At 38.1% G+C, this 13981-nt stretch carries 13 protein-coding genes; 3 read left to right on the forward strand and 10 right to left on the reverse strand.

Annotated features, from left to right (window positions below; all coding sequences use genetic code 11):
* Positions 1 to 221 precede the first annotated feature (221 nt).
* Together BDR01S_RS06245 and BDR01S_RS06250 are read right to left on the reverse strand one after the other, a co-directional pair.
* On the reverse strand, positions 222 to 602 hold the full coding sequence (locus BDR01S_RS06245; protein ID WP_066255023.1) for a hypothetical protein: 381 nt from the start codon (positions 600 to 602) through the stop codon (positions 222 to 224).
* A gap of 138 nt (positions 603 to 740) precedes the next feature.
* Positions 741 to 1223 (reverse strand): PaaI family thioesterase, encoded by a 483-nt coding sequence (locus BDR01S_RS06250; protein ID WP_066255026.1) that lies wholly within the window; start codon positions 1221 to 1223, stop codon positions 741 to 743.
* Positions 1224 to 1426: 203 nt separating this feature from the next.
* On the opposite strand from BDR01S_RS06250, the gene BDR01S_RS06255 reads away from it, so the two are divergent.
* A complete protein-coding gene (locus tag BDR01S_RS06255; protein WP_066255028.1) occupies positions 1427 to 3109 on the forward strand; it encodes a glycosyltransferase family protein in 1683 nt (560 codons plus the stop codon).
* Between the two features lie 51 nt (positions 3110 to 3160).
* Here BDR01S_RS06255 and BDR01S_RS06260 read toward each other — a convergent pair whose 3' ends face one another.
* From BDR01S_RS06260 to BDR01S_RS06270, 3 genes are all read right to left on the reverse strand, one after another.
* A complete protein-coding gene (locus BDR01S_RS06260; protein ID WP_235846498.1) occupies positions 3161 to 4918 on the reverse strand; it encodes a bifunctional metallophosphatase/5'-nucleotidase in 1758 nt (585 codons plus the stop codon).
* 190 nt (positions 4919 to 5108) lie between these two features.
* Positions 5109 to 6107 carry a VanW family protein gene (locus tag BDR01S_RS06265; RefSeq protein ID WP_066255030.1) on the reverse strand — a complete coding sequence of 333 codons (999 nt, stop codon included), beginning with the start codon at positions 6105 to 6107 and terminating at the stop codon, positions 5109 to 5111.
* 190 nt (positions 6108 to 6297) lie between these two features.
* Positions 6298 to 7122, reverse strand: a complete 825-nt coding sequence (locus BDR01S_RS06270; protein ID WP_066255035.1) for a formate/nitrite transporter family protein — start codon at positions 7120 to 7122, stop codon at positions 6298 to 6300.
* 234 nt (positions 7123 to 7356) lie between these two features.
* Here BDR01S_RS06270 and BDR01S_RS06275 point away from each other — a divergent pair, with 234 nt between their 5' ends.
* The gene (locus tag BDR01S_RS06275) at positions 7357 to 7875 is read left to right on the forward strand and encodes a methylated-DNA--[protein]-cysteine S-methyltransferase (protein ID WP_066255037.1); all 519 of its coding nucleotides are present in this window, start codon (positions 7357 to 7359) and stop codon (positions 7873 to 7875) included.
* A gap of 27 nt (positions 7876 to 7902) precedes the next feature.
* On the opposite strand, the gene BDR01S_RS06280 is transcribed toward BDR01S_RS06275, so the two are convergent.
* On the reverse strand, positions 7903 to 8835 hold the full coding sequence (locus BDR01S_RS06280; protein ID WP_066255043.1) for an SH3 domain-containing protein: 933 nt from the start codon (positions 8833 to 8835) through the stop codon (positions 7903 to 7905).
* Positions 8828 to 9691 carry a SpoIID/LytB domain-containing protein gene (locus BDR01S_RS06285; protein WP_066255046.1) on the reverse strand — a complete coding sequence of 288 codons (864 nt, stop codon included), beginning with the start codon at positions 9689 to 9691 and terminating at the stop codon, positions 8828 to 8830. The genes BDR01S_RS06280 and BDR01S_RS06285 overlap by 8 nt, the downstream gene beginning before the upstream one ends.
* Positions 9692 to 10115: 424 nt before the next feature.
* Here BDR01S_RS06285 and BDR01S_RS06290 point away from each other — a divergent pair, with 424 nt between their 5' ends.
* The gene (locus tag BDR01S_RS06290) at positions 10116 to 10541 is read left to right on the forward strand and encodes a hypothetical protein (RefSeq protein ID WP_066255049.1); all 426 of its coding nucleotides are present in this window, start codon (positions 10116 to 10118) and stop codon (positions 10539 to 10541) included.
* Positions 10542 to 10716: 175 nt separating this feature from the next.
* Here BDR01S_RS06290 and BDR01S_RS06295 read toward each other — a convergent pair whose 3' ends face one another.
* From BDR01S_RS06295 to narI, 3 genes are all read right to left on the reverse strand, one after another.
* Entirely contained in the window at positions 10717 to 11904 is a 1188-nt protein-coding gene (locus BDR01S_RS06295; protein WP_066363064.1) for an NAD(P)/FAD-dependent oxidoreductase, read from the reverse strand.
* Between the two features lie 189 nt (positions 11905 to 12093).
* Positions 12094 to 13077: a proline dehydrogenase family protein gene (locus tag BDR01S_RS06300; RefSeq protein ID WP_066255051.1), complete on the reverse strand. Its 984-nt coding sequence runs from the start codon at positions 13075 to 13077 to the stop codon at positions 12094 to 12096.
* Positions 13078 to 13275: 198 nt separating this feature from the next.
* Positions 13276 to 13965: a respiratory nitrate reductase subunit gamma gene (gene narI, locus BDR01S_RS06305; protein ID WP_066255057.1), complete on the reverse strand. Its 690-nt coding sequence runs from the start codon at positions 13963 to 13965 to the stop codon at positions 13276 to 13278.
* Between the last annotated feature and the right edge of the window lie 16 nt (positions 13966 to 13981).

Raw genomic sequence — 13981 nt, forward strand, 5'->3', positions numbered from 1 at the left:
GTAATCCCAACATAATCCACGTACTAAATCACAACAAATTCACAGACCTCCAATAATTATTTCATACCCTGTGATTTACCCTGTGATTTACCCTGTGAATTATATTGTGAATTCAAGTGCGTTTTCCTATGTTTTTTACAATGTTTGCACCTCTAAAGTAAACCCGTTAGGTAGATGATTAGGGGTTTTTTTGTGGAACAAGAATTTTCTATGTACGCTTATTACTTATAAAGTGCCCGCTGAACTTCCCAAATGAAATAATGCTTTGAGTATTGTTTAATTTCAACTACTGCATCTTCATCATTTTTTGTAAAAATAAGGCCGGACCCCATCTGCTCTTGAAACATCCATCCTTTTGAAATCATATATTCCTTAACTACTTCATATCGACTATGGTCTGTATTAATAGATAAATACCTACTCCGTTTTTCCGTTTTTGCAAACTGGACATATTCAGTATCGGAAAGTTTAAGCTTCATGGCTGAAATAATTAATCGGATGGGATTCTCTTCTTGTAATAGGGCAGAACCCAAAGTACTAATACCAATACAGGATCCTCCAATAATTACAATCATCAAGGTAATGATTATTCTTTCCTTCATCCCATCCGTCCTCCTCCGTAATGACATTTATACTTAGTTAGACGGACCTAGGTTGAGTTTTGTTTCGAAAAACGATATTTCATTTGTATTACAAAAATCCACTTTGCCATAATAGCAAAGCGGACCGGTCTTTCTATATTATTTGTTTAAGAAAGTATTAGGCATGACAACGGCTACTACCTCACCTCGTGCACATAGAATTTCATTTGCAAAGACCTCAGTCTCCACCTTAAATTTTTTCGGGTGGATCTCTTGGACAGTACCAATTGCTTGTAATGGGACCCCATGCGGAGTGGGTTTTAGAAAATTTACATTTAATGATGCCGTGACAAAACGTGGTGGTTCCATCCCATCCCCTGCTTCATGACCATTTTTTCGGTGCAGAGCTAACGCAGCAGACCCTGTTCCATGACAATCTATTAATGAGGCAACAATGCCGCCATAAACAAAACCGGGTAATGCTAGATGGTTGTTTTCGGGTGTAAAGATGGTTACCGTCTTCTCCCCGCTCCAGCCGGTACGAAAGTGGTGCCCCTCTTCATTTAAACGTCCACATCCATAACACCACGCAAAATCATTCGGATACTCATCTTGAATGGCATTTACTATCTTCTCTTCCATTGAGCTCTCCCCCTTTATCGAAAACGCTTTCATTGATATGATATCATTGAAAAATTTCATAGGTCAATTAATAGGCAAAATATTATAAAAACAAAACTATTTTCACATGGTGCCTGACACCAGATTAATATGAAACCAAACTGCCTGATTATACGTATATGAATAGACTGATTTGGAAGTCAAAGTTGAAAAGGAGATATTTTATGGGAAACATTTTTCTATTTACCATGATAATTGGTATAGGGGCCGGACTTATTTTAATACCCATTTTTACAAAAGAGCAGGGCAGCAAAAAAGAAGGCCAAAAACTGAAACTGGGAATATTTATTACCGTTGTTGTATTTCTCTTGTTTTCAGTGTTTTCATTCTATTATTTTAGTAATTTTGATAGAAACTTCTCTTCTTTATGGCTGTTAGGTCTCTTCCTTTCCGCCGGTGGTGCATTCCCAGCTAAAGGCATCGAAAGAAAGGTCAAAGGACTTCTTTTCCTCGCATGTTTAGGACTGGGAATTTATTTCTTAACCGCCTTTATTTTTAATGCTGATGTAAAGTATAAACTGGCAAAAATGGATGAAAAGGTAGAGATTCAGACCTTTGATGAGAAGGAAACACCTGCTAGTGTTCCTCCACAGTTTGCACGTAACAAAATGAAAAAGGCATTTGGGCAAGTCCCAAACACTAGCTACTACGAACTTGGAAATCTTCAAATTCAAAAGCTGAACGGAGATTATGTTTATATTGCTCCGGTGGAATTCTCTGGATTTTTTAAGTGGTGGAAAGGAAATAGTACACCAGGCTACTTTACCTTAAGTGCAACGGATTCTACTGCAAATCCCAAATTCATTAAATCCGAAATGGTTTATACCCCTTCCTCTTTTTTTAATAAAAGTATTGAACGGCATATACGTATGCAATATCCGAAGAAGATCTTCTACGGGGATGTTCAATTAGAAATTGACGAGGAAGGAAAACCATTTTACATCCGTACCTATGGTGATTTTATTTCAGCCCGTAATGGATTTACAGCTAAAGGGATAGTAGTCGTAGATTCTAAGAGTGGCGCAATGAAAGAATTTCCGCTAGCAGATGTTCCAGCATTTATCGATGGAGCCGTCTCACCTGAAGCGGTTAGTTTGCAAAACAGTTATTACGGTAACTTTATTCATGGTTTCTGGAATAGTAAGTTTGGAAAATCAGACGTGAAACTCCCATCAGATGAAGGAACGGAGTCAAATGTTAGCCCAATCTTTGATGAAAATGGTACGATGTATTACTTTACTGATTTCACAAGTCCAAAAGAAGGTGTAGATTCTATGCTGGGTTATTCGTTGACCAATTCCAGGACTGGAAAAGCAACATTCTATACAGGTAATCCTGAACAATCCTATATGGATTCACAGGGGGCTTTGCAAATCATAGAAAAGAAGTTTATTGAAAAGAAATGGCATGGGCAAATGCCGATTCTCTACAATTTTTACGGAGAAGCCAGCTGGTTGACGGCTGTCTTGGACTCAAACGGTTTTCTACAAAATTACTTTATCGTTTCGGCAGCTAATCCGGAAATTTCTGTATACGCTAACACACCGAACGACGCACTTAAACAGTATAAAATTGCCTTGCAAAGGGGCAAGGGCACTGTAGACGGCAGTTCTAAAGCAGAAGAAAAGCTAATCAGCGGTTCAGTGGTGAGAGTTTATAAGGAGAAAAGTGGAGATTTCACGGTTGTCTCATTTTTATTAGACAACCGGCAAAATTTTATGATTTCATCAGAAAAGGTTCCACTGGCTATCTACTTAAAAGAAGGAGATAAAGTGACCGTCCGTTACTTCAACACCGGTGAAGACTTCCTGCCTGCTAAAGAGCTAACCATTGAAGCCTTACAATAGGGAACAACAAAAGGGTGTCAGGCACCAATTGGTGCCTGACACCCTTTTGTTTTACTGAACTCTATGGATACGATTTTGAATATGGAAAGTGAAAGGTTTAGGCTGCGCTGAAATAAAATGAACTAATGCTTCAAGGTCTGTTGGACCGATTTCTTTGTTTCGGGCTTGGGTAAATATGGTGAATCCATCACCCCCATTAGAAAGGAAGCTATTCGCTGTCACAGAATATGATTTATTTGGATCTATTTCCGTGCCATCTGAGAGCTTAGTGCTTATGACTCTTTGTCCTGCTGGTTTAGTTGAATCCCAACTATAGCTTAAACCAGATATTTGCAGCATATTCGTGTGGGCAGCACTCCACTGCTGGTTTAGCAATGAACGAATCTGCTCCCCAGTCATCGTCATTTTAACTAGGGTATTATTAAATGGCTGTACTGTGTAGATTTCACCCCATGTGATATCCCCTGGGTCGATATCCGCTCGAATTCCGCCAAGATTCATTAAGGCTATGTCGGTGTTCAGCGCCTTTCTTTGTGCATCTGCAATAAAATCACCCAGCTCTGATTCCCCATTTGCATTTAGCCTCGCGGACAGACCCTCAGATGAAGTGCCAACAACTTTATTAACAATCGGTTTTACTTTTGCTTCATAATCAGTAATCATCTTTTTTATTCCGAGATCTGGCTCGATACCTTCTTGAAAAGTGGTTACAATTTCTGCTTTTTTTGAAACAATATTTTTCGTTTTTGGGTCAATTTCTAGATCAACATCTGAGAAGGCTGTTCCATAGGAATAGGCTTGGACAACAAGTTTATTGTCAATCGTTGCATTCATATAGGCATGATTATGGCCACCGAAGATGATATCTACTTCATCGTCGACTCGGTTCGCGATATCGACAAGCTGCCCTGCTGGATTTTCTCCGTTTAGACCTGAAGTACCAGGGATATGGGCTAATACAACAATTGATTTTACGCCTTGCCTTTTCAACTCAGCTACATTTTGATTAATTGCTTCCACTTCATCCGTAAATGTTAATCCGGCCACCCCGCTTGGGTCAACGAGTTTTGGAGTTTCAGTCGTTACTACACCGATAAAACCGATGGGCATCCCATTTACTTTCATCACTTGATAAGGTGGCAGAATCGTCTCACCTGTTTTATCATTGATTACATTCGCAGCGATCCATGGAAATTTCGAACCGACAAAATTACCTGTTTTCGGATGTGCTCCCCCTTTAATAAGACGAAGCAATTCTGTTACGCCTTCATCAAACTCATGGTTTCCTACTGTTCCAATATCAAATCCTAGTTTGTTCAAGACCTCAATCGTCGGTTCATCCTGTAATAGAGCGGAAACTGGAGGACTTGCACCTACCATGTCTCCTGCTTGAACCAATAGCGTATTTTTATTTTCAGCCTCCCGTTGTTTTAAATAAGCTGCTAAATAATCCACGCGTCCAACCGGTTTCCCGTTTACTTTCCTCGTGATATTTAATTGACCATGCAAGTCATTGATACCTAAAAGTTGAACTTGAATAAACTGATTATTTGCTGCAGGTGGTTTTCCTTTGTTGGGATTAACAGCTTCCGGACGATTGGATATATGTCCGTGGTGCACTTTCGAGAGTCCTTGGTTCTTTACCTTCGTCGGCTTTTGTTTGACTGCCTCTACAGACTGTGCTTGACGTATCATTTGGTCAGGCAGATCTGTTTCTGTTAGATTCCTTGCGTCTGCACCTTTACATCCCAATCCTCCGACTACTAAAACGAGAGTCAAGGCTATAACCGCTTTCTTACACCATACCATGCAAATCCTCCTACCATTTTATCAATGAACCATGGTATTTTTTGTTTTCAAAGGAAGGAATATACACATTTTAATAGGCTTGAAAAGAGAAAACCCACTATTACACTTCCACTTCGCAGTAGAAGGCATAATAGCGGGTTTTTTAATGTATGGCATTTTTCCGTTAGACGATTTTGGTGCCTGACACCAGTTAATGTTTGGCTATTAGACTTTGGTAAGCTGCTGATGTCCTTATTTCGATTGTTAAGGTTCCTTTTTTATAGATGGATTTGATGATAAAGGGGGCTCCAGAAGTATTTTGAAATTGGAAGTCTGGTCCACCGTAAGATACGGTTGCATCTCTTCCGGCAGGTACATAGCCCACAGAAAGGGAATGGTGATGTTTTTCAATATAACTGACGCCTACCTGATCTACAGCATTGAACAGGGTCGATGACGTTTGGCAAATCCCACCGCCGATTCCGTCGACTAGTTGCTTATTTACAATTTCCTTTGCCTTCTGATAGCCATGGGAAGCATCACTCGGTCCCACAGTGGTATTAAATGAAAAATTATCTCCCGCGCCAACAATGATATTATTAATGGCCTCTGCCGATAGTTCAATATTCTTTGAACGGCCAATAACCCCGCTATTAAATCTCGTAGTAAAGCTTGCCACAACTACTTCCCCTAAATGTTCAACATCCTCAGGCTTATAGCCGCTCTCGGTCACGTATAGAGGCAATTCAATATCACCGCCTACGGCCGATGCTGTTATTACTTTTTCAACCAACTCTGATTCCTCTAAGATAATTCTAGGTTTCCCCTTAATGATTTGACCATTAGAGTCAAGCTTATCAAGAATCATTCGTTGGTCATATCCTTTGGTATTTTCCGTCCCTCTCGCTAAATTCTTTGCCCATATTTCAAGTTCCTTTTTATAAGTTCCATTATCGGTTCCAAAACCCATTTCCACCGGTAAAAAGGATTTCAAAATGGATCTTGTATTTGGGTCGAGGACATTTACGGTGATTGGTTGTGGTTCTTCTTCCTTCTGTGGTTCTTCTTGTGGTTTTTGCTCAGGTTGTTGCTGTGTTTCTGTTACTTTTTCTTCAACTGCCTTTTCTGTTTTCGTCTTTCCTGTACATCCGGTCATCACGATGATGCCGCAGATTAATAATATCGATACTAGCCACGAGCGTTTTGTCATTTCCCCAACCTCATATCCTATATTTTCTCGTGCAGAAAATGCTGCACTCCAAACGAAGTCCATTCATTCTTGGATTTTATTCACATGGAGATGTCAATATGACAAAAAAGAATCGATAAATTAACAAAAAAGCCCCTTGGATGTAAGGAGCTTTAACGGTAAAGATATATGATTTTTATAAAACTGCAAATTATCTTACGCTGCTTTTCATTATCGGTTGTACCACTTTCGGTTCCATATAAGGAAGTTCTTTTTTCTTATAGGCATGCCAATAGGCGAGTGCTATAAAGACTGAACCCCCAACCGCATTTCCCAGAAAGACTGGGATAAAATTTTCAATATAAGCTAGCCAAGTAAAATGTCCGGCAAATATTGCAGCGGGAATCACAAACATATTCGCTACAACGTGTTGGAATCCGATCGCGACAAATGCCATTGTTGGAAACCAAATACCTACAATTTTTCCGACCATATCGTTTGCTCCATAACAAAGCCAAACTGCCGCTGCTACCAGCCAATTACAGCCAATCCCCGAAACGAATGCTTGGAGAAAGGTTGCTTCTAATTTATGGTCAGCTATACTAATCGTTCTTTCCAAGAAGGGTCCTGTTTCGGTAAGTCCAACCAGATGTCCAAAAAAGTAAGCTACAAACAGGGCCCCGATAAAGTTACTGACCGTAACAAGAAACCAATTAATAATAACCTGTCTAGTGCTAATCTTGTTTGCGATTCGAGCGAGAGGCACAGCCATCATATTTCCTGTCAATAGCTCGCCCCCTGCAAGCAAGGTGAGGATCAGGCCGATTGGGAAGACGGATGCACCAATCAAACTACTTAACCCCTCTAAATTTCCTGTTAAAGTTGCTGTGACTCGAATGAAAAGTAAATAACCTAAAGCAATGAAGGCACCTGCTTCAAATCCTAAGATCAGTGTTTGTAAAGGAGGGTATTTTGATTTCTTTACTCCATTTTCAACGGTAATTTCCATGATTTGTTCGGGTTTACTGTATCCCATAAGACATACTCCTTTTTAAATGCATCTATAGTATGTGAAATATTTAACATAATACTATTTTATAACATTTTCTTCAAAAATCCTGTGAATATTTCTTTAACTATTTTAGAACGCTTACATTTATCTTGGGTAATCTTGTTTTTCGATTTAAAATATCTTACTTCCCATATTCAAATAAAGGTATACTGAGAATATCGTTTAATGATTTAAAAAATAAAGATTGGAGTTTTTTCAATGGATAAAAAAATTATTTATTGGAGCTTGTTTCTTCATGGACCATGGAAAATGTATCTTGCCGCAACGGTAGACGGACTTTGTTATGTAGGTTCCAATCATAAGGATATGGAAGAACTAGTGAATTGGGTCCAAAAAAAACTTCCGCATCACATATTAGAGCAAAATGATAAAAAATTAAAACCCTATGTTGACGAATTCACTGAGTATTTTGACGGGAAGCGCACGTCATTTACTTTTCCAATCGATTTTCACGGAACTCCCTTTCAGCAATCAGTTTGGAATGCTTTAAACACTATTCCATTTGGCAGTACACATACGTACTCCGAAATTGCTGAAATCCTGCAAAAACCGAAATCGGTACGTGCCGTAGCTGCTGCCATCGGGGCGAACCCTATCTTAATAACGGTCCCTTGCCATCGTGTAATTGGTAAGAACGGAAAGCTAACTGGTTTCCGGGGCGGTTTGGAGATGAAGGAAAAATTGTTGGCTATAGAAAAATACCCTATTATTCGATAAAAAAAAGGCAGATGGTTGATCTGCCTTTTATTTTATATATTTGCTTGAAACATAACCTGTGGTTTTGCCGTATTTGATTTTTTTCCAAGAACCAATTGTTGAGACAATGGTCACAGATTGATTTTTCTTTAATGTACCAATGACTTTACTTTTGGTTGAGGCCGTAGCTCGTACATTTAATCTTGATGCTGTCACTTTACCTTTTTTTGTTTTAACAACTTTTTTTACATTAAAAGTTGTTGTAACGCTCGACCGATTTTTATTTGGGTCTGCTGCCGAGATTACAACGGAATATCTTCCATTTCCAAGCGAAGCTGTGCTGTATCCTAGCTTAGTTGTACCTGCTTTTGTGGAAACATCTTTTTTCAAGTAACTTAGGGTTCTTCCACTAATATTCTTTATATAGACGGTCACTTTTGCTATTTCATTCGTCTTAAAAGAAATGACAGCTTTATTTTTTTTGTTGTCAACACTTGCTATAACACTGCTTAATTTTGGAGCTATGTTATCCTTTTTTGGTTCGTTCGTGTTTGCAGGTGCTTGTACAACCGTTAATGGTCGCTCACTATATTCTTTAACAATAGCCGCCCCTTCATAATAAAAGCCAAGAATCTCATCGTATTTTTGATTCCCTATCATAGCACGATTCTGAGCACCCCATTGACTTAACCCAACTCCATGACCGTCACCTAGTCCTTTGACTGTAATGGTTTCGTCGGTCTCTGTTTTGTTCGTTACCAGATAGCTCTTCATGATTCGATTGCCAACCATAGCACGGATTTGCGAAGCCGCTACATTTTTATATTCTTTCTTTTGCGGAATAAAAGAACCTTTTTCGTCCACTTTATCTTTTGTGAAAAATTCAACTGTAATATCTCCTTTAGAGACTCGGCCTCCTGATGTAGGAGTGTGTAAAGATAAAATAGGGATTGCGGTTATTTTAATTTCCTTTTCAGCCATGGTTTGCCATCCATGTTTTAATCGTGTTTGTTATGGTTGTATCATTTTCCTTCATTTGATTCCATGTTAATTTGGCAGGGATAAATTGTTGTTTTTTTACAGAAAAATCCCAGGCTGTTTTTGCATCATACTTATCTTCTTTAATCGTCAAGTAAGATACAGGTGAGTTGTTCCAACTATTTGCATTCGATTCTGTTTTCCCGCCATTACTGGCAGAGAAAACAGCACTGATCAAGCGTCCGTTTACCTTTATTACTTCCCCTTTTGTCTCATCTACTGCCGCCGTGCTGTTCGGATGCCAATTGTATCCACCATATACTTGATAGTTGATGGTATCATCGATTGTTACCCCTTGATATGAAAAAGCATACGTTCGAGCAGCTACCGCTTGTGTTTTCAAGGCTTCTCGGTGCCATTCAGCATACATTTCAGTAGGTACAACACCCTTTAAATAATCTTCCATGAAGATCTCGTTAATAGGACGAACATACTTTGAATTTTCTGGGACAAATTGGAATGAACCTAGATAATTACGATTATTAATAGCTAGATAGTTAGTTTCCTTAAGTGGTAATAGCTTTACTGTGTCTGAGGTAAAAAGTGGTGTTGTTCCATCTAGTATAGTTATTTTGTTATTATTATATTTTACTAGATAGGACTTTCCGGTTGTTAAGCGGACAATTGATTGATCAATTAAATATTCGCCTGTGGGTTTAATCGTTACCTCTGTTTTATTGCCAAAATAATTAACCAGCTTTACTTTTATCTTTGGTTCTAGTTTTTCAGCTGAAACACTTGGAATGAGTACATTTATTAATAATAATAAGGCCAGAAAACAGGCGCCCAATTTTTTCAATATCATTCTCCGTTCATATTAGGATGAGGTACTTATATTAGAATATTACAGTATAAAACTATTAGTTTACTACTTGTTAATATTGGTAAGAAACATTAGGAATTGAAAATAAAAAAACTCACCAATTTGGTGAGTTCAAGCTTATGATATTACTTATTTTAGGTGCATCATTATATGGAAAATTATTAACATCACGATAATTAAGAAAATAAATTTTCCGACAAATATCTTCATATTTCGAGTTGAGTCAGCAGACAAAACCAAAATATGATATAATATTTATAAACGTACTGATTTTCAGGGAGCAGCTGTATAGGTAAATACTCCTAATCAGATGAAATGACATAAATTTTTACTCACTGTCTCATTGAAATTCATCTTTATGAATCGGCAAATGAAATGAAAATATAGAAAGGGTGTTTTTATGGAAAATTTTATTGAAACAGTTTATTTTTTAGAAAATCCTGAAAAGAATATTATTAAATTTGCAACTGGCACCCAGCTGCGCTATGAGGATGTAATAAAAGAGGTTTTTGGAGTTGCATGTATCAATGATTTGCATATGATGATCCAATATAACAAGAGTTTTCAGACAAGCATATGTAACAGTCATGGAATTAGCGAAAAGAAAATAACTCTTGATAAAATCCTTCGTGTTGCTTCAAAAATAGACATGCTTCAACTAAAGAACCAGCTAATCGATCAAAAGACTAATAGTTTGGATGAGGAAGCCGAAGACGGCAATTTTCCCATCATATGCCCTTTTAATGACACAATTAAGCTTCAAGAAGGTATCTTTCAATGGGATGATAATAACTTCTCCTACAATGCTGTAAAACCTGGTGCATGACACCTTTATCTTTGAAAACTGATGCGTTAGGATTTCATGAAAAAACCCTCGGGATTGTCCATCCTTGCGGGTTTTTATCACTTAACGTATTTCATTTTTCCTTTTACCGCAAAAATCTGCATATACACCAAAATTCCTTTTCAGAACAGCAAATGTTGTCAGCAACTAGCTAAAATTAGTTTTTCCATTGTTTACGAACTAGAGGCAAACCGCCTAACATAAAACAATAGCGCATTTCGATCATCCATTTCATCAATGCAGCAAAATGTCCGCTGATATGATGATCATAAACTGTCCCCGTAGCATTACCTTTTCCTAATGACATAACGGTTCCACGATGAATATAGTGGAACGGTTTAACAGGCTGACCATAAATTTTCATGGCCATATTATAGGCACAATACTGTCCTTGTTGAATTGCAATTTGGGCGGTGGGTGGATACGGTTTACCTTTTTCATTTAAACTAACTGAGGCATCGCCGATGACATAGACATCCTGACAGCCAGGAACTTCACAAAACTCATTCAATTTGACTCTGCCATCTAACAATTCAAACCCTAGACCATCTAGAAGTGGATTCCCCATAACCCCGCCTGCCCAGATAAACGTGTCAGTCGGAATTTCAGTACCGTCTTCTAAGATTACCTTTCTATCCTCGACCTTCGTCACCTGAAGGCCAACTTTATATTCTATAATCGTTTTTCGGAGTGAATTAACGGCATCTGAGACTATTGCTTCCGGAAAACCTTGAAGTATGCCTTGGTTTGGTTCTACAACAATAATGTTTACATCATTAGGAACCACTTTAAAACGTTTGCACAGCATAGGGATACTATTAGTTAATTCATGGATAAACTCCATCCCTGTAAATCCTGGACCACCAATCACCAAGTTTATTTTTCCTGTTCGCTGCCTGCTAAATTCCTGAAACTTTTCTTCAATGTGTTTTCGCAAACGATAGGTTCCTTCCCAATTGAATAAAAAGAAGGCATGTTCCTCTAATCCAGGAATGTTAAACGTTTTAGGAGTACCGCCAATGCCCACTACTACGAAATCATAATTTAGAGTCTGATTTTTACATATGACCCGTTTCCGTTCTATGTCCAATCCGGTGACTTCATCTTGTATGAATGTGACCCGCTTGGAATCAATTAATTCCTGAATAGGCAGTTTAATTGATTCTGGATCCACCGTCCCTGCTCCTGCTTCGTGTACCTTGGTCGTAAAATAGTGATAATCATTTTTATTGACCAAATAAATTTCAATTCGGGATGGATGCACTTTTTTCTGCAAAGTAACTGCGGTCATTAATCCCGCGTAGCCCCCGCCTAGGATTACCACCTTCTTTTTATCATAATCCACAGTTTGCTCACTCCTTCACAATCTCTTTGCTCTTATTATAGAGATAATTTACCAATTTGCGCAATAGGTAAGCGGTAGAAATTTAACGAAACACAAAAGTTTCATAATTTGCTCTATAATTCTGGCAAAAAACCTCCCATTTACTGAAATGGGAGGTTGATAAATTTTGCTTTCATAATTTAAAAATGTTTAGCGCCGCTTTTTCTTTTCAGCCTTTGTTAATCTTCCTAATAAGAATGCACCTGCTGCTACACCGATGACAGTGTTTGTTTTTTTATTAAAGACTTGCTTAGCCACAAGATTTAGGTTTTGCGGTCTTTCTGCTAATCGTCTCATGAAATAACCGTACCAATCATTGCCGAAAGGAACATAGGTACAGAAGTTATAGCCTTCACTAGCTAATTGCAGCTGCATTTCTTTTCTAAAACCATAAAGCATTTGAAATTCGAATTTATCATTGGGAATAGTGTGCTTCTTAACAAATTCCTTAATATGGTTAATAATTCGATGATCATGTGTCGCAATCGAAGTGAATTTACCATTTAATAGATGCCACTCGGTAATTTTGATAAAGTTTTCATCAATATCCCTTTTATCTTGATAGGCAATTTCTTCGGATTCTTTATAGGCACCTTTAACAAGACGAATCCGGAAATTTTTATATCTTTCAAGGTATTCTTGTGCTTTGTGGAAATAAGATTGAATAACCGTACCAACATTAGAATATTCAAGTGACAGGTCGTCCAATAAATTAAAGGTGGGCTCCAGGTGTTTGAAGTCCTCCATATCAATATTGACAAAAATATCGTATCGATGTGCTCTATCGACGATTTCTCTTACATTATTGAGACAAAATTGATAGTCAATATCTAATCCGACCTGCGTTGGTTTTAAGGAAATATGTGCATCCACTTTATTCTCCTGAATTGCTTCGATTACCTTAAGAATTTGTTCTTTCGCAGCAGTTGCTTCTTCTTCTTTAAAAACGAATTCTCCTAAATTATCAACAGTACAAGAGATTCCATGAGCATTAAGCTCCTTAATACTTTTGATTACTTCCGGTATATTTGTACCAGCAACGACACTTTGTGCCCCTAGTTTTAAGCCATATTTTTTAGCTGTACTATTTAGAAATTGATTTTGTGATAGACCCATAAAAATATCTTTCAACATAGCGATTTCCCCTTGCTGTTGTTTTTAAATTTATTATAGCATACGCTTTCAATAAAGTTTATTTTGAGAATTTTCTAAAATAAAGTGCCTAAATAAAGTGCCTGACACCGCTCAAAATTCCGCTTCTAGACAAAGATAAAACAGCCAAAACCGCTGGCTGTTTTTTCTGTAGGTTTCATTATGGTGTCAGGCACCCAATCAGCTCTTATCATACCCATTCCGCGAGCGGTATTGCTGTGGAGCCCTTGTTGGATAGCGTACCGGGAAACTAAACATATGAACGAGCTGGGTAAACGGAATGGATGCGAATAGGAAGAATGACAATATAACATGGATCTTAAATACGGTTGGTATCCCTAACATGAGTTCAGATAATGGATGGAAGGTGAATAAACTCCGAAACCACGGACCAATCGTTAATCGATACTCATAGGCTACCACTGTATAACTATAAATGAGTGTCATATAGGTGCCCAGGGCAGCAATTATGAGTAACAGAACGATCGTGAAATAATCACCAAAAGTGGTATGCACACGGACCTTCGGAAAAGAAAACTTCCGAATAATCATCACCACCAAGCCAATGACAACCATTAGTCCAGCGATCCCACCTCCTGCAATTGCACCCATATGGTACAGATGTTCACCAACGCCTAGGGCTTCATAGACTCCGATTGGAATCAAGACGCCCATTACATGACCAATAAAGGCAAAAATAATCCCATAATGAAAAAGGACGGAACCGAATCGCAGCCACTTTTTTTCAAAAATTTCTGTTGACGGGGCATACCAGCTTTTCCCACGAAAAATAAAGCGATAAAAAGTTCCCACGATGAGAATGGTACCGCATATATAAGGAAAAATGGTCCACCAAAAAATCATTTCCATCTCCTACCTCCTTCTT

Origin of the sequence: Neobacillus drentensis NBRC 102427 (assembly GCF_001591445.1) — a bacterium.
Taxonomy (GTDB): Bacteria; Bacillota; Bacilli; order Bacillales; family Cytobacillaceae; genus Neobacillus; species Neobacillus drentensis.